We start from the raw sequence: 18118 nt of genomic DNA, 5'->3' as shown, positions 1-18118 counted from the left end.
CGGCGCGCACCCGGGGCCCGGCGGACGGCTCGGCGGTCAGCGCCTCGCGCAACCGCCGCAGCACCGCCGAGAGCAACCGGGAGACCTGCATCTGGCTGATGCCCAGTTCCGCGGCGATCTGGGACTGGGTGGCGTCGGCGAAGAAACGCAGCGCCAGGATGCGGCGGTCCCGGTCGGGCAGTTCCGCCAGTGCCGGACCGAGCGAGGCGAGGTCGTCGACCACGGAGACCGCGTCGCCGGAGGCCACCAGGGTGTCGCCGACGGTCGTGTCGTCGTCGGCGCCCAGCCGCGCGTCCAGGGAGACCGCGGAGTAGGCCGCCGCCGCGCACCGGGCTTCGCGGACCTCGTGCACGGAGGTTCCCAGCCGGTGGGCCAGGGCTTCCTCGTCGGCCCCGGCCGCGTTCTCCTGCTCCATCTCCCGTTCCACCGAGCGCAACCGGGAACGCAGTTCCTGCAGGCGTCGCGGCGGGCGGACATCCCAGCCGTGGTCGCGGAAGTGCCGGCGGATCTCGCCGGTGATCGTCGGGGTCGCGTACGCGGCGAACGAGGCGCCGGCACCGGGGTGGTAGCCCCGGGCGGCCTTGACCAGGCCCAGGAACGCGACCTGCACGAGGTCGTCCCAGGACTCGCCCCGGTTGCGGTAGCGCGAGGCCAGCCCCCGCGCCAGGTCCAGGTGTTCCACGACCAGGCCCTCGACGGCCCAGGTGGTGGTCTCGCTCGACGCTGCCGCGTCGACGTCGGGAACTAGAGCGGTCACGGAACCCTCCGCATCTGTTCGTGCTCGGTGGCCAGGCGATCTGCTGCACCCGCGGGCCACAGTCGAGCACCGACACCCCCGGTCGGCAACCGCAGCCGGACGGGTTCACGGGCTCCGCTCAGGAACCGGCCGGCACGACCTCCAGCAGCTCGAGCAGGTGCACGAACGCCTGTGCGAACGGGCGCTCGCGCACCCGCTCGCGCACCTCGTCCCAGTCGACGGCCTCGCGGATGCTGCGCACCACCCGCAGGCCCGGCGCGAAGTCGCAGGTGTGCTCGTCGAACGCGCACAGCTTGTGCACCACGACGTCGGTCGCGCTGATGACGGGCATCTCCACCGACAGCACCTCGTGCCGGCCCGCACGAGAGAGGAGGTCGTCGTCGACCGGCACGCCGCCGCCGCGGTGCAGCAGGTCGACCTCCACCCCGTCGCTGAGGACCTTGAACAGCCAGTCCTCCGGCGGGCTGAGCACCTCGTACCCGGCCTCACGGAAGTGCTCGCGCACGCGTTCCGCGTCGCACGCGCGCAGGTCGAAGTCGACGTCGTGCACCGGTTCGGGGGCGCCGTGGACCCACGCCGCGTACCCGCCCGCCAGGGCGAACGGGACCTCGGCGCGCTTGAGCTCCGCGGCGACCCGCACCAGCGCCGTGCGCCGCTGCTCGATCGTCGTCGCGGTCGCGTTGACGCCCGCGTCCACCTCCCCGTCCCCGACGCCGTGCGCTCCCCTGTTCTCCACCGTGCCCCTCCTGCCCTCGTGGCGCACCCTGGAGGGGTGCGACTGGCGACCTTCAACATCCTGCACGGCAGATCGCTCGAGGACGACCGGGTGGACGTCGCCCGCTACGCGGACGCGATCGCCTCCCTCGACGCGGACGTGGTGGCGCTGCAGGAGGTGGACCGCTCGCAGGAGCGCTCGGCGCGCGCGGACCTGACGGCGGTGGCCGCCGGGGCGCTGGGCGCCGACGAGCACCGGTTCGTCGCGGCGCTGTCGGGAACCCCGGGAGCGACGTGGATGGCGGCCACCGGGGCGGAGCAGCCCGACGAGGCCGCCTACGGCATCGCCCTGCTGTCGCGGCTGCCGGTGCGCTCCTGGGAGGTGGTGCGGCTGCCGTCGGTGCCGTGCACGGTGCCGGTGGTCTTCCCCGGCCGGCGGCGCCCGACGCTGGTGCGCGACGAACCGCGGGTGGCGGTCGTCGCCGTCGTGGAGGATCCCGCGACGGGGCGCTGCCTGACCGTGGCGGGCACCCACCTGTCGTTCATCCCCGGCTGGAACACCTGGCAGTTGCGGCGCTTGGTGCGCACGCTGCGCCGCTGCCCCGCCCCGGTGGTGCTCATGGGGGACCTCAACCTGGAGGCGGAGGCGGTGCGCCGCAGCACGGGGATGCGCTCGCTCGTGCGGGCCGACACCTTCCCCGCGCACGCCCCGCAGCGCCAGCTGGACCACGTGCTGGTGGGCGGCGACGGCACCCGCCCGCTGCGCGTGCTCGACGCCGGAGCCCGGCGCCTGCCGCTGTCGGACCACCTGGCCCTGACGGTCGACCTGGGCTGAAGCCCCCGCGAGCGCTGCGGGACCCGCCCGCGCGAGAACGCTCAACCCCGCACCCGCGAGCGCCGATGGACCCAGGACGCCGATGCGCAGCGGAGACGGAGGGTGACGTGAGCACCAGCACGGACAGGGCCCTCGCGCCCGCCCGCGCGCGCGCCGCCGACCCGGCCCCGGCGCCGGACCCCGAGGTCGCGGCGGCCGTCCGCCTGGCCGCCGCCGTGGCGGGGCTGTCCAGCCGGGACGTGGAGGTGCTGACCGGGGACGAGCCGTGCGCGCTGGAGCCCGGCGCGGCCTGCACGTGCGCGCGCGTGCCGGTGGTGGGGGCGTGGGGAGCAGCGCTGGGTGCCCTGTGCCTGCACGCCGCGCACCCGGACGCGGCGCTCCTGGCCGGCCTGGAGGACGTGGCGCTGCTGCTGGTGCCGGTGCTGGAGCGGCGCACCGGCGCCTCGGTCTCCCGCGACGCGCTGGACGCCGAGGAGCAGCGCACGCTGGCCGAGCTGGTCATGGCGGAGGTCGAGCACCGCCGCGAGCTGACCGAGGCGGTGCTGGCCACCGTGGACGTGGGCATCCTCGTCGCCGACCCCGAGGGACGGCTGCAGCTGGGCAACGACACGGCCATCGACTGGCTCGGGCAGCCGGTGCGCGACGACCTGGACCCCGAGGACCAGCCGGCCCACTACGGCCTGTACGGGGCGGACGGGCGGACCCTGCTCACCGCGGCGGGCTCCCCCCTGCAGCGCGCGCTGCGCGGGGAGGACGTCGTGGACGCCGAGGTGGTGGTGGTGCCGTTCGGGCGTCCCGCCCGCACGGTGCTGTGCACGGCGCGCACGATGAGCACCGCGACGGGGAACCTGCTGGGCGCGGTGCTGGCCATGCACGACGTGACCGCCGCCCGCGCCCGCGAGGCGGCGCTGGCCGAGGCGCACGCGCAGCTCGCCGAGCACGCCGAGCAGGTCGAGGCCCTGGCGCGGGCCTCGCGCGCGGTGGCCACCGCCGAGGACCCGCGCGAGGCGGTGTGCGAGGCGGTGCGCGAGCTGGCGGGCGCGGACGCCGTGTACCTGCTGCAGCCGGAGGAGCCCGGTGTCCTGGTGCCCACCGCGGCGGCGGGGACGGGGACCGTGGCGGGCACCCGCGTGGACGTCACCTCCCGCACCGGCCTGACGGCCACGGCCTTCCTGGACGGCGAGCAGGTCTTCGCCCCCGACCTGGCCACCCACCCGGGCGCCGACCCGGACCTGGCCCGCTCGGTGCGGGCCGCCTCGGCGGTGTGGCAGCCGGTGCTGCTGCGCGACGACGAGCCGATCGGCGTCCTCAGCGTGGTGTGGCACCGGCGCGTGGCGGCGCTGCCGGCGGGACTGTCCTCCCTGCTGCGCACGTTCGCCGGGGAGGCGGCCCACGCGGTGGAGCGTGCGGACCTGCTGGCGCGGCTGGCGCGGGCCGCGGAGCGCGACGCCCTGACCGGTCTGGCGAACCGCCGCCGCTGGGACGAGACGGCACCGCGGGAGATCGCCCGGGCCCAGCGCACGGCGACCCCGCTGACGTTCGCGCTCATCGACCTGGACCACTTCAAGCGCTACAACGACACGTTCGGCCACCTGGAGGGCGACGCGCTGCTGCGCGAGTTCGCCGACCTGGCCGGGTCCTGCCTGCGGGAGGCCGACACCCTGGCCCGCTGGGGTGGGGAGGAGTTCGTGCTGGCCCTGCCCGGGTGCACCGCCGCGGAGGCGGTGCACGTGGCCGACCGGATCCGCGCGGTGGTGCCGCGCGGGCAGAGCGCGACCGTCGGGGTGGCCCAGTGGGTGCCGGGCGCGTCGGCGGCCGAGGTGCTCGCGCTGGCCGACGAGGCCCTGTACCGCGGCAAGCACGCGGGACGCGACACCACGGTCGTCGCGACGCCGGCCGCGCCCTGCGGGCTCCCGGCGGCCACAACCCCCTGCTGACGCGGCCGGCGGCGTCCCCGCAGCGGGCCCTACACGCGGGTCCAGTGCCGTGCGACGAGCTCGCGCGGGTCGCGCACGGTGGTGGGGGTGGGGTGCGGTTCGCGCGGCGGGACGCCGGCGGCGCTGGCGGGCAGGTCCTGCAGGAGCGCGGTGGCCAGGTCGAACAGCTTGACGTTGTGCGCCTGCGAGACCCGGGACAGCTGCTGGAAGGCGGTCTCCTCGTCGCAGCGGGCCACCGCCATGACCGCGCCCTTGGCCATGTCGATGACGGGCCGGCGGGTCAGGGCGACGCGCAGCTGCGCGACCTCGGTGCGCAGCTGCTCGAGCTCGGCGCGCTCCCCCGCGCGTTCGTCCCCGGGCCGGGCCAGGGGTCCGGTGCCGTGCTCGCGCGCCGGCGCGCCGTCCTGCATGAGGAACCTCCGTACGACGTCTCCCGGGCGCACGTCCACGCCGGGTCCGCGCACGGCGAGGTCCGGGCCACGCGCTGTCCGCAGCCTAGCCATCGCTCGCAGTGACGGTCGCGCCGGCCCGCGGCGCCCCTCTCACCCCAGGTGCGGGCCCAGCAGCGACAGGTCGGCCGTGGACAGGCGGTCCTTCGCGGTGGCCGCCTGGTGCCAGTGCGGGTAGCGCAGCGGCACCGCGCTGACCTCGTCCAGGCGGCGGCGCTCGTCGCCGGTGAGCACGAGGTCGGCGGCGGCGAGGTTGTCGCGCAGCTGCTCCTCGGTGCGCGCGCCGATCACCAGGGACGTCACGCCGGGGCGGCCGAGCAGCCAGGCCAGCGCCACCTGCGCGGCGGAGACGCCGTGCGCCTCGCCCACCTCGACGAGGACCTCCACGGTGTCGTACAGCTTGCCTTCGTCGTGCACGGGCGGTTCGCTCCACTCGGTGAGGTGCCGCGAGCCCTCCGGTGCGCTGCGGTCGCGGCGGTACTTGCCGGACAGCAGCCCACCCGCCAGCGGGCTCCACACCAGGATGCCGAGGTCCTGGTCGAGCGTCAGCGGCACCAGCTCGTCCTCCGCGTCGCGCGCCTGCAGCGTGTAGTGGATCTGCTGGGACACGTATCGCTGGTACCCGCGGGCGTCGGCCACCGCCAGCGCCTTCATCAGCTGCCAGCCGGCGTAGTTGGAGGCGCCGACGTAGCGGACCTTGCCGGAGCGCACGAGCGTGTCCAGCGCCTCCAGCGTCTCCTCCAGCGGGGTCTGCCCGTCCCACTCGTGGATCTGGTAGAGGTCCACGTGGTCGGTGCGCAGGCGGCGCAGGCTGCGCTCCACCGAGCGCACGAGGTGGTGCCGCGAGGCGCCGCCGTCGTTGGGGCCCGGGCCGGTGACCATGCGCGCCTTGGTGGCGACGAGGACGTCGTCGCGACGGCCCTGCAGCACCTCCCCGGTGATCTCCTCGCTGACGCCGTCGGAGTAGATGTCCGCGGTGTCGAAGAGGTTCACGCCGGCGTCGAGCGCCGTGTCCACCTGGCGGCGGGCCTGCTCGACGTCGGTGTTGCCGACGTTCGCGAAGGCGCCCCTGCCGCCGAACGTCATCGTGCCCATGGTGATCGTCGAGACGCGCAGCCCCGACCGTCCGAGTCGTCGGTACTCCATGCCCGCGACCCTACGCGCGCCCCTCCCCGCCCGCCCGGGAGCGCCACGCCTCCTCGATCGCGGCGGGGCGCTGCTGCGCGGCGCGCACCCGCGCCACGTCCAGCTTCTGCGAGCGGTCGAAGGAGTAGACGCCGTTCTGCTCCTGGAAGACGTCGGTGAGCTGGGTGTAGCAGTAGCCGAACATCAGCGGGTCGTCCAGGAGGGCGGCGGTCAGCCCGGCGAAGCGCTCGTGGAACTCCTCCTCGCTGCGCGGGGCCTGCCCGTAGCCCCAGGACGACTCCGCACCGCGGTCCACGGAGGAGTCGCTGGCCTGGGTGTCCGGTCGCCACCAGATGCCGCCGAACTCGCTGCAGAACCAGGGCTGGCCGCCGTAGGGCACCGACCACACCTCCCCGTCGGGGCCGCGGTTGGTGTGCGGGTCGTCCTGCGCCAGGCCGCCGACCTCCCGGGCGAACTCGACGGGGTCCTGCGTGTAGTCGTGCGAGTCCCACACGTCGGACTCGGCGACGCGGTGCGAGTACCCGGAGGCGTCCAGGACGGGGCGGGAGGTGTCCATCGCCTTCGCCGCCAGGAACATCGCGCGGGTGACGTCGTCCAGCACGGTGATCCGGTCGGTGAGGCGCTGGTAGGTCTCGTTCAGCCCGCACCAGCCGATGAGCGAGGGGTGCGAGTGGTCGCGCTCGAGGGCCTCCAGCCACTGCGTGACGAAGGACGCGGTGGGCCGCTGGAACTCGTGGTCCAGCTGCGTGCCGCGCTCGGCGGCGCCCCAGTCGCCGAACTCCCCCCAGCACAGGTACCCCAGGCGGTCGGCGTGGAAGAGGAACCGCTCCTCGAAGACCTTCTGGTGCAGCCGGGCGCCGTTGAACCCGGCGGCCAGCGACAGCTCGATGTCGCGCACCAGGGCCTCGTCGCTGGGCGCGGTCATCAGCCCGTCGGGCCAGTACCCCTGGTCCAGCACCAGGCGCTGGAAGACCGGCCGGCCGTTGAGCAGCACCGCCTTGCCGTCGATGGAGACCGAGCGCAGGCCCGCGTAGGTGTCCACGGCGTCGACCTCGGCGCCGTCGGCGTCCAGCAGCGCGATCCGCACGTCGTACAGGTGCGGGTCCTGCGGCGACCACAGCCGCACCCGGTCCTGCGGCAGCGCCAGCACCAGGCGCGGGGACAGGTCCAGGTCGGCGCGCGCGGCGGCGGTGAGCACCTCGCCGTCCGCGTCGGAGACGGTGGCGCGCAGCGTCCAGCCGGCGCGGTCCCCGGCGCTGCCGGTGCCGGAACGGCGCAGCGGCTGCTCCAGGTGGAACGCGGAGCCGGCGACGTCCGGGGTGATCCGCGGCCGCGCCAGGGAGACGTCCGGCACCGGCTCCGCCCACACCGTCTGCCAGATGCCGGTGGTGCGCGCGTAGAAGCACTCGTAGGCGTCGTAGCGGGTGGACTGCTTGCCGCGCGCCTGCGGGCCCCACCGGCTGTCGCGGGCGCGGACCACGACGGTCACCGTGCCGCTGCGGTGCCCCAGGTCGACCGTGAACGGGGTGAACCCGCCGCGGTGGCGGGCCAGCTCCTCGCCGTCCACCCACACGGTCGCGTCGTGGTCGACGGCACCGAAGTGCAGCAGGGTGCGCCGGCCGGCCCACTGCGCGGGCAGCTCGACCTCGCGGCGGTACCAGACGGCCGGCAGGAAGTCCGTCGTCCCCACCCCCGACAGCTGCGACTCCGGGGCGAACGGCACGGTGATCGCCCCGGCGAGCGGGCGTTCCAGCAGGCCGCGCTCCAGACCGGAGTCCCCGGCGTCCACCTCGAACTCCCAGCGGCCGTTCAGGCAGAGCCAGTCCGGGCGGCGCACCGAGGGCCGGGGGTGCTCCGGCCGGGGGACGTGGTTCGGGTGGTCGGAGCGGCCGGTGGCCTGGGGCACGGGAGCCTCCTCGTCGAGGGCTGGGACGAGCGCAGCATGCCGCCGCCGCGACGGTGCGGGCAACACCCCTCGACGGCTCCTGACAACGTTGCAGGTCGGTGCTAGCGTCCGGCAGCACCAGCGGGGACATCGGAGTCCCCGCCCGGGCGAGGGACGGACGGCGTGACCAGTTCTCCACCTGCACCACGGCGCCGGGCGATGACCCGGCGCTCCCTCCTGCACGGCGGCCTCGCCGCCGGCGGCCTCGGGCTGGCCGCGACGGCCTCCGGGTGCGGGACGCCCTTCGCGGCAGGTGTCGCAGGCACCCAGCTCGCGCCCGGCACCGTGACCTTCTGGAACCTCTTCGGCGGCGGCGACGGCGCCCGGCTGCAGCTCATGCTCGACCAGTACGAGCAGCAGCACGGCGGCTCGGGCGCGCTGCAGGCGGCGACGTTCGCCTGGGGCAACCCGTACTACACGAAGGTCTCCCTGGCCACGCTCGGCGACAAGCCCCCGGACGTGGCCGTGGCCCACGCGACGCGGGCGACGAACCTCGCGCGCGCCGGGCTGCTCACCGAGATCACCGAGGAGATGCTGGCCTCGGTGGGGCTCTCGTCGACCGACTTCACGCCCAAGGTGTGGGAGTCCACCGTCCTGGACGGCAAGGCCTACGCGATCCCGCTGGACACCCACCCGTTCGTCCTCTTCTACAACAAGACGGTCTGCCGCGACGCCGGCCTGCTCGACGCGGACGACGAACTGGTGCCCATCCAGGGCACCGAGCAGTGGGAGGCCGCCCTGACGGCGGCGAAGGAGGTCACCGGGGCCTACGGCGCGAGCGTCGCGACGGTCAGCGAGACGGCGACGCCCTGGCGCTTCTTCCAGACGCTGTACTCCCAGCGCAACGGCAGCACCCCCTTTCTCTCCGACGGCGGGACGGAACTCACGTTCGACGAGGCGCTCGTCGCGGACACGCTGGCGTACCTGCAGGGCCTGACCGGCAGCGGCCTGATGCCGCAGGCGACGGACTACGCCGGCTCGCAGACGCTCATGTTCACCGGGCAGTCGGCGTTCTACCTGCAGGGCGAGTGGGAGATCACCACTGCGCAGAGCGTCGAGGGGCTGGAGTTCGGGATGGCCCCCGTCCCCACCCTGTTCGACCAGCCGGCCTGCCAGGCCGACTCCCACGCGTTCGTCCTGCCCACGATGGAGCGCACCCCGGACCAGCTGGAACGTGCGATGGGCTTCGTGAAGTCCATGCTCGACCAGAGCCTGGCCTGGGCGGAGGGCGGGCACGTCCCGGCCTACCTGCCCGCGCTGCGCAGCCCCGAGTACGCCGCGATGGAACCGCAGTCCGACTACGCGGAGGCCGCCGACTACGCCGTCTACGACGCCCCGGCGTGGTACTCCGGGTCGGGGTCGAACTTCGAGAACATCGTCGGGGCCCAGATCGGCCTGGTCATGCAGGGCATCGCCAGCCCCGAGCAGGCCATCGCCAGCATGCGCTCGCAGCTGGGCACCTACGCCAGGACCGCGGACCCGCTGTCGTGAGCCCCGTACCGCAAACCCGCTCGTGCCGACAGGAGAGCCGCTCGTGAGTGCACCGACCATCACGCAACCCGGAGCGGCCGCCTCTCAGCCGTTGAGGAAGGACCGGATGCGTGCGGGCGACACCAAGCCCGCCTGGCTGTTCATCGCCCCCTTCGCCCTCTTCTACGTGCTGTTCCTCATCTGGCCGACCGTCTACATGGTCGTCGCCAGCTTCTTCAACACCAGCATCGTCCAGGAGGGGTTCGGCTCCTTCGCCGGCTTCGGGAACTACCAGGAGATGCTGACCCGGCCGGAGTTCTGGTCGGCGATGTGGCACACCCTGCAGTTCACGATCTACACGACGCCGCCGCTGGTCGTGCTGGCCTTCCTGTTCGCCATCCTCGCCAACCGGGTGCGCAGGGGGCAGGCGCTCTTCCGCCTGGCCTTCTTCGTTCCGTTCATCCTGCCGTCCGCCGCCATCGCGCTGATCTGGAACTTCATCTACACCCCGGCCAGCGGCCTGCTGGCGGTGGTCCAGGGGTGGTTCGGCGTGGATGCCCCCTCGCCCGTGCTGGGCACGCCGAGCATCGCCATGGTCGGCATCGCCGTCACCACCGTCTGGTGGACGATCGGGTTCAACTTCATCCTCTACCTCGCCGGCCTGCAGGACATCCCGCGGGAGCTGTACGAGGCGGCCGCCCTGGACGGCGCCACGCCGTGGCAGCAGATCCGGTGGATCACCATCCCCATGCTCAGCCGCACGACGACCCTGGTCGTCCTGCTGCAGATCATCGCCAGCCTGAAGATCTTCGACCAGGTCTACCTCATGACCGGCGGCGGCCCCGGCATCGCCACGGAGGTCGCCCTGGGCCTGATCACCACGTCGGCGTTCACCGACTTCCGGGTGGGGGCCGCCTCGGCCGCCTCGGTGCTTCTCTTCATCGTCATCGTGATCATCGCAGTGCTGCGGCAGCTCATCGACCGCGCGCAGGAGAGGAGGGCCTGACATGGCGTCCACCGGAACGAGCAGCACCCCGCGCCGCACCCCCGGGATCTCGGCCGCGGCCCCGCCGCCGCGGCGGGTGACGGACTCGTCGAAGAACAGCAGCCGCGCCTTCAACGTCGTGTGCGGCGCCGTGCTGGGCGTCTTCGCGGTCCTGTGGCTGATCCCCAGCCTCTGGGCGATCAAGACGTCGCTGACCCCGAACAGCGTGTCCGCGGTCGGGGCCGAGGAGATCCTCCGCCACGGCGGCCTGACCCTCGAGCCGTACGCCAACATCCTGCGCGACGGCGCCATCTGGGACTGGTACCTGGCCAGCTTCTTCACCGCCGCGGTCACCACCGCGCTGACCGTCGTGTTCGCGTCGATGAGCGGGTACGCCCTGTCCAGGCTGCAGTTCCGCGGCCGAGGACTGGTCTTCGTGCTCATGCTGGCCGGCATCATGATCCCGAACCAGGTCCTCGTGGTGCCGATCTTCCAGATGCTCGACGCGGCCTCGCTGCTCAACACCTACTGGGCGGTGATCCTGCCGCAGATCCCGTACGTCATCGCGGTGTTCGTCTTCAAGCAGTTCTTCGACGGCCTGCCCAAGGAGCTGGAGGAGTCCGCCCGCATCGACGGCGCGGGCTTCTGGCGCATCTACCGCTCCATCATCATGCCGCTGTCCAAGCCGGTCGTCTCCGCGATGGCGATCCTGGCGTTCGTCAACGTCTGGAACAACCTGCTGCTGCCGCTGTTCGTGGTCTCCAACCCGGAGCTGATGACCATCCCGGTCGGCCTGGCGACGGTGCAGGGTTCGTTCGGCCAGCGCTACTCCGACATCCAGGCGTCGTCCATCCTGGGCGCCCTGCCGCTGGTGATCCTGTTCCTGCTCTTCCAGCGCCGCATCGTCGAGGGCGTCGCCGGGACCGGCCTGAAGGGCTGAACCGGCGCCCGCTCGCGAGGCGCTCCCAGCGGGCCCCCGGCCGTTCGGCCGGGGGCCCGCTGCCGCTCAGGCGGGAGCGTCCGCCCGCCACCCCAGCGCGGGGCCGAGCCGGGTCGCGGTGTCGGTGAGGATCTGCACGTAGTCCTCGTGCGCGAAGCCGAACGGCAGGGCGAACACCACCTCGCTCACCTCCTGGTACCCCGGGTGCGCGCGCAGCGCGGCGGCGATCTCCTCGCTGCCGCCCAGCAGGTCCGGGGCGAACAGCAACCGGGCCGGCCCCTGCGGTTCCCGGGTGCGCGGGGTGCGCGCGGCCACGTAGGCGGCGTAGCGCTCCCGCTGGGCTCGGCTCGCCCCGTCGGTGGGGATCACCACCAGGCCCTGCGAGGTGCGGGCCGCCGCGCCGGCCGGGTGGGCGGCGCGGAACGCCCGCACCTGCGTGCGCTGCAACCGCCCGAAGTCCCACGGCCCGTCCCCCTCGGCCTTCACGACGCTGGAGGTCAGCAGGTTCAGCCCGTTGCGCCCCGCCCAGCGGGCCGAGGCCAGGCTCGAGGCCCCGTACCAGAGGCGCCGCGCCAGCCCCGGTGAGTGCGGCTGCACCCGCTCGGAGTACGTCTCGGTGCCCTCGGTGCCGCTGAAGGAACTGGCAGCCTCGCCGCCCAGCAGGCGCTGCAACCGCAGCACCCGCTCGTAGCCGAAGTCCTCGGCGTCCGCGGTGCCCGGGTACAGCGCGTCGCGCACGTGCGGGAAGTGGGCCGGCGGCCCGACGCTGACGCCGGGTTCCAGCCGGCCGCCGGACAGGACGTCCACGGTCGCCAGGTCCTCCGCCAGGCGCAGCGGGTTCTCCCACCCCAGCGGCGTCACCGCCGTGCCCAGCCGGATGCGGCGGGTGCGCTGGGACGCGGCGGCCAGCACCGCGACCGGGGAGGAGATGCCGTGCTGCAGGTGGCGGTGGCGCACCCACGCGCTGTCGAAGCCCAGCCGCTCCCCCAGCTCGATCACCTCCAGGGTGCTGCGGTGCCCCGGGCCGGGGTCGTCGGGGTCGAACGAGCCGATGGTGAGGAACCCCATCCGCTCCAGCGGCTCTCCTTCGCGCGGCACGCGCTCCTCCTCGTCCGGGACACGGGACACTCGCCCCGCATCCTCACCCGCGTGGTCGTCTCCCACGCACCCGGCCCCTCACCCCTCCAGGCCGTGGGTGCGCAGCACCCCCGGCAGGGCGCCCGCCGGGACCCCGCGGCCGTCCGGGCGCGGCCAGTGCACGACGACCTCGTCGAAACCGGCCGCGGCCAGGCGGTCGGCGAACTCGCCGTACCGCTCGAGCACGCCCGTCTCGTCGCGGCCCACCAGGGCCAGGCGGCGCGGCTCGCGCTCGGGGGCGACCGCGCGGCGGGTCCGCTCGAACCGCTCGGCGGCCGCGACGTACCCGGCGGTGACGGCCTCCGGCCCGGTGGCGGACGGGTCGCCGTAGGTGACCCACGCGCTCGCGGTGCGGGCGGCGAACGCCATCCCGCGCGGCCCGGCGGCGGCGACGGTGAGCGGCACCCCGCCCGGCTGCGCGGGGCCGGGGACGGTGCGGGCGTCGTGCGCGGTGTAGTGCTCGCCGCTCGCGTCGGTGACCCGCTGCGCCAGCAGCCGGGTCAGCAACGTCGCCCACTCCTCGAACCGCCGCTGCCGCTGCCCCGGCGTCAGCGGCGGGGCACCGAGCACGGCGGCGTCGTGCGCCGACGTGCCCGCACCCACCCCCAGCTCGAAGCGACCGCCGCACACGTGGTCCAGCGTCATCACCTCGGAGGCGAACGTGACCGGGTGGCGGAAGTTCGGGGACGCCACGAGCGTGCCCAGCCGCACCGTGCTCGTGGCCGTGCCCGCGGCGGCCAGCAGCGGCACGGCGTTGAACCAGGGCCCCTCGCGCATGTCCCGCCAGGACAGGTGGTCGTACGTCCACGCCGTGCGCAGCCCCGCGGCCTCCACCTCCCGCACGGCGGCGCTGAACGCCGCGGGCGCGTGGTCGTTGAGGACGACGGCGGACAGGGCCAGGCTCACGGCGCGACCCTAGACCGGCGAGGGCTCAGCCGCGCCGCCGCCACCACCGGCGGCGCACCGGCACCGCGGCCGCGGGCGGCGCGGCGGGTGCGGGGCGGGTGGCCTCCCAGCGCTCGCGCAGCCGCGCGGCGTCCAGCAGCGCGACGACCACCAGCGGGCCGTCGGCCGGGCGCCGGTACAGCTCGCGCACCCGGTCGTTGAACCCCTCCACGACGGCGTCGACCTCCGCGGCCGAGCGCAGCTCACCCAGGTCCCGCAGCAGGACCTCCCGCTCGCGGCGCAGCGCGAGCGCCGGCGGCAGCATCGCCGAGACGTCGAAGCCCTCGCGGCGCGCCTTGTCGGCGGCCCACTCCTCCGCGGAGAACGGGCGGTCGAGGTGGCGCAGCGGTTCGCCGGAACCGCGCAGGCCGTCGAACTCGCCGCGCTCGGCGGCCTCGCGCACCTGCCGCTCGACCCAGCTCTCGAAGGAGCTGCCGGCGGGTTTCCGGCTCGTCACCCCAGCGAGGCTACGGCCGGGGGCCGGGCCACGCGCGGTGCCGCGGACGCCGGTCCCCCGGTCCCGGCTGGCCGGGCCGCGCCCGGCCGCGCAGACTTCCCCGGGTGGGGACGAGCGAGGCCGAGCAGCACCTGCTGACCTGGCCGGAACGGGGCGACGCGCAGGAGGCGCTGGACCTCTTCGACGCCCTGGCCCCCCTCTCGCCGGCCGAGCTGCGCGGGCGCTGGCGCGGCACGGGGCTGCCCACCGGGCACCGCCTGGACGGGTTGCTGGAGCTGCACGGCTGGTACGGCAAGGAGTTCCTCGGCCCGGAGGAGGTCCACCCGCTGCTGTTCCGCGACGCCCGCGGCCGCCCGAGGCCCGTCGACCCGCGCTGGGCACCGGTCGGGTTGCTGCGCGAGCACGGCCACCTGGCCCGCAACCGCCTCGCGCGCTGCGCCTCCGCCGTTGCGCGCCCGTTGCTGTTCACGCGGCGGCCGGCGGCGCGGCTGCGGCTGGTGGAGCACCGCGGGGCGCCGACGGCCACCGTCGTCTACGACGACCTGCCCGTGCTGGACCACCTGCGCCGCGCCGGGCCCACCACGCTGCTCGGGGTGATGGACCTGCGCGGGTTGCGGGAACCGTTCTTCTTCGTGCTGCACCGGGCTCCGGAGCGGCCCTGAGCGCAGCGCACCCTCAGACCTCGGAGTCGATCTCGTCGGCGATGCGCCGGCCGATCTCCAGCGAGGCGGTCGCCGCGGGCGAGGGGGCGTTCAGGACGTGCACCTGGCGGATGCCGCGCTCGAAGTAGAAGTCGTCCACCAGCGCGCCGCTGCGGTGCAGGGCCTGCGCGCGCACCCCGGCGTGGGTGGGCACGAGGGCGTCGTCGGCCAGCGCCGGCACGAGCTCGCGCAGGCTGGCCAGGAAGCGCTTGCGCGAGGCGGAGCGCAGCACCTCGTCGATGCCGGTCCGCCAGTACTTCTGCCCCAGCTTCCACGTGCCGGGCCAGCGGAACGTGTCGAGCAGGTCGCCGGCGGAGACGTCGCGCCAGGTGTAGCCCTCGCGCTTGAGGGCGAGCACCGCGTTGGGGCCGGCGTGCACGCCGCCGCCGATCATCTTGGTCAGGTGCACTCCGAGGAACGGCAGCGTGGCGTCGGGAACCGGGTAGATCAGGCCCTTGACCAGGTGCGACTGCTGCGGGGTGAGCTCGAAGTACTCCCCGCGGAACGGCACGATGCGCACCTCCGGCTCCAGGCCGGCCAGGCGGGCGATGCGGTCGGACTGCAGGCCGCCGCAGTTGACGAACACGTCGCCGGTGACCTCGCCGGTGGTGGTCTGCACGGTCACCGAGCGGAACGTGGAGGAGACCCCGACGATCTCGGAGCCGGTGCGGATCTCGCCGCCGTCCTTCTCCACGAGCTGCGCGAGGGTGTCGCACACGCCGCGGTAGTCGACGATGCCGGTGCTTTCCACCCGCAGGGCCGCCACGCAGGTGACGTGCGGCTCGAACTCGCGGGCCTCCTCCGGGGAGATCAACCGCACGGGCACGCCATTGGCGCGGCCACGCTCCAGCAGGCGGCGCAGCGCCGGGACCTGCTTGGGGGTGGTGGCCACGACGAGCTTGCCGCAGATGTCGACGGCGACGCCGTGCTCCTCGGCGAACTCGCGCATCGACTTCGCGCCGGCGGTGCCGAGCGTGGCCTTCAGGCTGCCGGGCGCGTAGTACAGGCCCGAGTGGATGACGCCGGAGTTGTTGCCCGTCTGGTGCTCGGCGAGGCGGTCCTCCTTCTCCAGGACCGTGACGCGGTGCCCGCGCGAGCTCAGCGCCCAGGCCGTGGACAGGCCGACGATGCCCCCACCTGCGACGACGACGTGGCTACCCATGCGTGTTCCTCCCCCTGCTGCTGCGGTGCGGTGCGTGCTCCCGCGGCGCCGGGCGCGCGGGACCCCCGCAGGAGTGTCGCGCATCGGCGGGGCACCGGGGGACCACCCTCGCGGATCGCTGCGCCACCCCGGGCACGTCGCACCCGTGCGCAGCTAGATGCTGACGGCCAGTGACCGGCGGTGGTCAGCGGAGCGGTGCGGGGCGGGGCTCGTCGCGCTGGGCGCGCTTGCGCTCGTACATCGCCTCGTCGGCGCGGTGCAGCAGGTCCTCCACCCCGTCGCCCGCGGCCGAGACGGCCACCCCGACGCTGACGGAGATCGACACCTCCACCCCTCCCAGGGGGATCGGGTCGGTCACCGCCCGGGACAACCGGTCCGCGACCTCGCGCACCGCGCCGAGCGCAGGCCGCCCGGGCGGCGCGGTCAGCGCGACGATGAACTCGTCGCCCCCCAGGCGCGCCACGAGGCCGCCCGGCGGCAGGACGTCGCGCAGCCGGCCGGCCACCGCCACGAGCAGGTCGTCGCCCGCGCCGTGGCCGAAGCGGTCGTTGACGGCCTTGAAACCGTCGAGGTCGCAGAACAGCAGGGCGACCGCGTCCCCCGCCGCCAGCGCGCCGGCCACCCGGTCGGCCAGGTGGCGGCGGTTCGGCAGGCCCGTCAGGGCGTCGGTGCGGGCCAGGTCCTCGATGCGCCGCAGGTGGGCGCGGGTGCGCTCGCGCTCCACCTCCAGGGCCCGTTGCGCCTCCACCCGCTCGGTGACGTCGTTCTGCAGGCCGACGTAGCGCACCACGCGCCCGGCGGCATCGCGCACGGGGGCCAGCTGGATCTCGTTCCACCAGGGGGTGCGCTCGGGGCCTCGGTGGTTCAGCACCACCCCGCGCCACTCCCGCCCGTCCTCGATCGCCGCCCGCAGCGCCGCCAGCGCCACCGGGTCGGTGCCCGGCCCCTGCAGGAACCGGCAGTTGCGGCCCAGCACCTGCTCCGAGCGCAACCCGGACAGCACCTCGAAGGCGGCGTTGACGTACACCAGCGGCTGGTCCGGGCGGGTGACGTCGGCGATCGTCACGCCGTGCGAGGTGGTGCCCAGCACGCGCTGCAGGACGCGCTCGGCGACGGAGGCGTCCGCGCCGAGGCCGGCGACGCCCGCGGCGACCGCGGCCGCCCCGACGGCGGCGGCCACGCCCGGGCCGACGGCCGTGGTCGTGCCGGCGGCCACGGCCGTCGCGGCCGGCGCGGGGACGCCTGCGGGGGGCGCGGCCCGCGGCGCCACCCTGGACAGCAGCGAGTGCGCGGCCGCCACGACCGTCCTGCGGTCGTACGTCAGGGCGTACTCGAACGTGCGGCGGGGGTCCGGGCCGTCGTCGCCCAGGTCGCGCGCCAGCAGCGCCACGGCGAAGTGCGGGCCGAGGACGACGACGTCCCACTCCCCGCGCACCGGGTCGTGCGGAGACAGCGCCGCACCGCGCAGGCCGGGCAGGGGCTCGGCGGGCAGCCCCTCGCCCAGCGCGCACACGAACCCGGTGCGCTCGACCAGGTCGCGGTAGCGGCCGGTGGCGGCGGGGGTGAAGTGCCGCGCCTCCTGGAAGGTGGCGGCGACCACGCACGTGGAACCGATGCGCAGCGCCTCGCGCTCGAGCTGCTTGGACAGCTCGATGAGCAGCGACTTCGGCGAGCGCCGCAGGGGCGTGCCGGGCGGCAGCAGCGCGAACGGCGACGACTCCGCGAAGCGCCCCACCGCCGGCGCCTCGAGCAGGCGCAGCTCGCCGGCGCGCAGGCCGGGCACCGGGGCCGGGCCGGGGCGGCCGAACAGCCAGCCCTGCCCCAGGTGGGCGCCCAGGGCGCGCGCCATCGTCAGGTGTCGCTCGTCCTCGATGCCCTCGGCCAGCACGGTCGCCCCGCTCGCCTGGGCGTACGCGTTGACCGCGTGCATGATCTCGGCGACGGCGGCGCCGGGGCGCTCCTGCACCAGGCGCAGGTCCAGCTTGACCACGTCCGGCTGCAGCAGCGGCATGAACGCCAGCGACATCGCGTCGGCACCCACGTCGTCCAGGGCGACGCCCCAGCCGAGCTCGCGCACGCGGGCGACCGTGCGCAGCAGCTCCGCGGGGCGGGCGGCGAGGGCGCGCTCGGTGATCTCCACGACGACGCGCAGGTCCCCGGGCGCGCCCTCGGCGATGGCCAGGAGCTCGTCGAGCGGGGCGCTGTCGAGCACCTCGGGCTCGACGTTGACGAACAGCGTCAGGGGCGCCAGCAGCCCGCTCGCCACGGCGCCGCGGAACGCCGCCGCGCGGCACGCCTCGTCCAGCTGCGCGAGCAGGCCCTCGGCGCGGGCGGCGGCGAACAACCGGTCGGGGCGCTCCAGCGGGCCGACGGGGCCGCGGGCCAGCGCCTCGTAGGCGACGACGTCACCGGTGTCCAGCTCGACGATCGGCTGGAACACGCTGCGCACCCCCGCGCCGAGCAGCACGTCGCGGACCTGCACGGTCACCTCCTGCGTCACCCGCGGGTGTTCGGCACGGCGGCCGCCCGGCTTGAGCC

15 protein-coding genes and 1 pseudogene are annotated in these 18118 nt (G+C 74.9%); 6 read left to right on the top strand and 10 right to left on the bottom strand.

Annotated features, from left to right (window positions below; all coding sequences use genetic code 11):
* Positions 1-49 precede the first annotated feature (49 nt).
* Both ACRYM0_RS01920 and ACRYM0_RS01915 read right to left on the bottom strand, forming a co-directional pair.
* A pseudogene (locus tag ACRYM0_RS01920) lies at positions 50-757 on the bottom strand (sigma-70 family RNA polymerase sigma factor); the annotation flags it as partial.
* A gap of 118 nt (positions 758-875) precedes the next feature.
* Positions 876-1493 carry a nucleotidyltransferase gene (locus tag ACRYM0_RS01915; protein WP_432501587.1) on the bottom strand — a complete coding sequence of 206 codons (618 nt, stop codon included), beginning with the start codon at positions 1491-1493 and terminating at the stop codon, positions 876-878.
* A gap of 36 nt (positions 1494-1529) precedes the next feature.
* On the opposite strand from ACRYM0_RS01915, the gene ACRYM0_RS01910 reads away from it, so the two are divergent.
* Together ACRYM0_RS01910 and ACRYM0_RS01905 are read left to right on the top strand one after the other, a co-directional pair.
* Positions 1530-2306, top strand: a complete 777-nt coding sequence (locus tag ACRYM0_RS01910; RefSeq protein WP_432501585.1) for an endonuclease/exonuclease/phosphatase family protein — start codon at positions 1530-1532, stop codon at positions 2304-2306.
* A 107-nt stretch (positions 2307-2413) separates the two neighbouring features.
* Positions 2414-4243 carry a GGDEF domain-containing protein gene (locus ACRYM0_RS01905; protein WP_432501584.1) on the top strand — a complete coding sequence of 610 codons (1830 nt, stop codon included), beginning with the start codon at positions 2414-2416 and terminating at the stop codon, positions 4241-4243.
* A 29-nt stretch (positions 4244-4272) separates the two neighbouring features.
* On the opposite strand, the gene ACRYM0_RS01900 is transcribed toward ACRYM0_RS01905, so the two are convergent.
* The 3 genes from ACRYM0_RS01900 to ACRYM0_RS01890 all read right to left on the bottom strand — a co-directional run bounded on the left by ACRYM0_RS01900 (position 4273) and on the right by ACRYM0_RS01890 (position 7744).
* A complete protein-coding gene (locus ACRYM0_RS01900; RefSeq protein ID WP_432501582.1) occupies positions 4273-4707 on the bottom strand; it encodes an ANTAR domain-containing protein in 435 nt (144 codons plus the stop codon).
* Positions 4708-4785: 78 nt separating this feature from the next.
* Positions 4786-5838 carry an aldo/keto reductase gene (locus tag ACRYM0_RS01895; RefSeq protein WP_432501580.1) on the bottom strand — a complete coding sequence of 351 codons (1053 nt, stop codon included), beginning with the start codon at positions 5836-5838 and terminating at the stop codon, positions 4786-4788.
* 10 nt (positions 5839-5848) lie between these two features.
* Entirely contained in the window at positions 5849-7744 is a 1896-nt protein-coding gene (locus ACRYM0_RS01890; RefSeq protein WP_432501578.1) for a glycoside hydrolase family 2 protein, read from the bottom strand.
* Positions 7745-7942: 198 nt separating this feature from the next.
* Between ACRYM0_RS01890 and ACRYM0_RS01885 the strand changes: the two genes are divergently transcribed.
* From ACRYM0_RS01885 to ACRYM0_RS01875, 3 genes are read left to right on the top strand one after another with little or no spacing between them, the layout of a single operon-like run.
* Positions 7943-9274, top strand: a complete 1332-nt coding sequence (locus tag ACRYM0_RS01885; protein WP_432501577.1) for an extracellular solute-binding protein — start codon at positions 7943-7945, stop codon at positions 9272-9274.
* A 43-nt stretch (positions 9275-9317) separates the two neighbouring features.
* Complete coding sequence (locus ACRYM0_RS01880; protein WP_432501576.1) at positions 9318-10259, top strand: carbohydrate ABC transporter permease; 942 nt, start codon at positions 9318-9320, stop codon at positions 10257-10259.
* A 1-nt stretch (position 10260) separates the two neighbouring features.
* Positions 10261-11178: a carbohydrate ABC transporter permease gene (locus tag ACRYM0_RS01875; protein WP_432501575.1), complete on the top strand. Its 918-nt coding sequence runs from the start codon at positions 10261-10263 to the stop codon at positions 11176-11178.
* Positions 11179-11244: 66 nt separating this feature from the next.
* Here ACRYM0_RS01875 and ACRYM0_RS01870 read toward each other — a convergent pair whose 3' ends face one another.
* From ACRYM0_RS01870 to ACRYM0_RS01860, 3 genes are all read right to left on the bottom strand, one after another.
* On the bottom strand, positions 11245-12246 hold the full coding sequence (locus ACRYM0_RS01870) for an LLM class flavin-dependent oxidoreductase (RefSeq protein ID WP_432501652.1): 1002 nt from the start codon (positions 12244-12246) through the stop codon (positions 11245-11247).
* Between the two features lie 108 nt (positions 12247-12354).
* The gene (locus tag ACRYM0_RS01865) at positions 12355-13221 is read right to left on the bottom strand and encodes an LLM class flavin-dependent oxidoreductase (protein WP_432501574.1); all 867 of its coding nucleotides are present in this window, start codon (positions 13219-13221) and stop codon (positions 12355-12357) included.
* 25 nt (positions 13222-13246) lie between these two features.
* On the bottom strand, positions 13247-13717 hold the full coding sequence (locus ACRYM0_RS01860) for a DnaJ family domain-containing protein (protein ID WP_432501572.1): 471 nt from the start codon (positions 13715-13717) through the stop codon (positions 13247-13249).
* Positions 13718-13821: 104 nt separating this feature from the next.
* Here ACRYM0_RS01860 and ACRYM0_RS01855 point away from each other — a divergent pair, with 104 nt between their 5' ends.
* A complete protein-coding gene (locus tag ACRYM0_RS01855) occupies positions 13822-14379 on the top strand; it encodes a GXWXG domain-containing protein (protein ID WP_432501570.1) in 558 nt (185 codons plus the stop codon).
* A 13-nt stretch (positions 14380-14392) separates the two neighbouring features.
* Here the strand turns inward: ACRYM0_RS01855 and lhgO are convergent, their stop codons facing one another.
* Together lhgO and ACRYM0_RS01845 are read right to left on the bottom strand one after the other, a co-directional pair.
* The gene (lhgO, locus tag ACRYM0_RS01850; RefSeq protein WP_432501569.1) at positions 14393-15664 is read right to left on the bottom strand and encodes an L-2-hydroxyglutarate oxidase; all 1272 of its coding nucleotides are present in this window, start codon (positions 15662-15664) and stop codon (positions 14393-14395) included.
* 100 nt (positions 15665-15764) lie between these two features.
* Positions 15765-18080, bottom strand: coding sequence for an EAL domain-containing protein (locus ACRYM0_RS01845; protein WP_432501567.1), 2316 nt, complete (start codon positions 18078-18080; stop codon positions 15765-15767).
* Positions 18081-18118: the final 38 nt, after the last annotated feature.

Origin of the sequence: Kineococcus arenarius subsp. arenarius (genome assembly GCF_050871845.1) — a bacterium.
Classification (GTDB): Bacteria; Actinomycetota; Actinomycetes; order Actinomycetales; family Kineococcaceae; genus Kineococcus.
Note: the sequence above shows the minus strand (reverse complement) of the source record. Positions and strands in the feature narration are given on the sequence as shown.

Excerpts from the sequence above, each read along its gene's own strand:
- ACRYM0_RS01875 (WP_432501575.1), top strand. The coding sequence starts at position 10,261 with ATGGCGTCCACCGGAACGAGCAGCACCCCGCGCCGCACCCCCGGGATC.
- lhgO (WP_432501569.1), bottom strand. The coding sequence starts at position 15,664 with ATGCGCGACACTCCTGCGGGGGTCCCGCGCGCCCGGCGCCGCGGGAGC.
- ACRYM0_RS01870 (WP_432501652.1), bottom strand. The coding sequence starts at position 12,246 with ATGGGGTTCCTCACCATCGGCTCGTTCGACCCCGACGACCCCGGCCCG.
- ACRYM0_RS01895 (WP_432501580.1), bottom strand. The coding sequence starts at position 5,838 with ATGGAGTACCGACGACTCGGACGGTCGGGGCTGCGCGTCTCGACGATC.
- ACRYM0_RS01885 (WP_432501577.1), top strand. The coding sequence starts at position 7,943 with ATGACCCGGCGCTCCCTCCTGCACGGCGGCCTCGCCGCCGGCGGCCTC.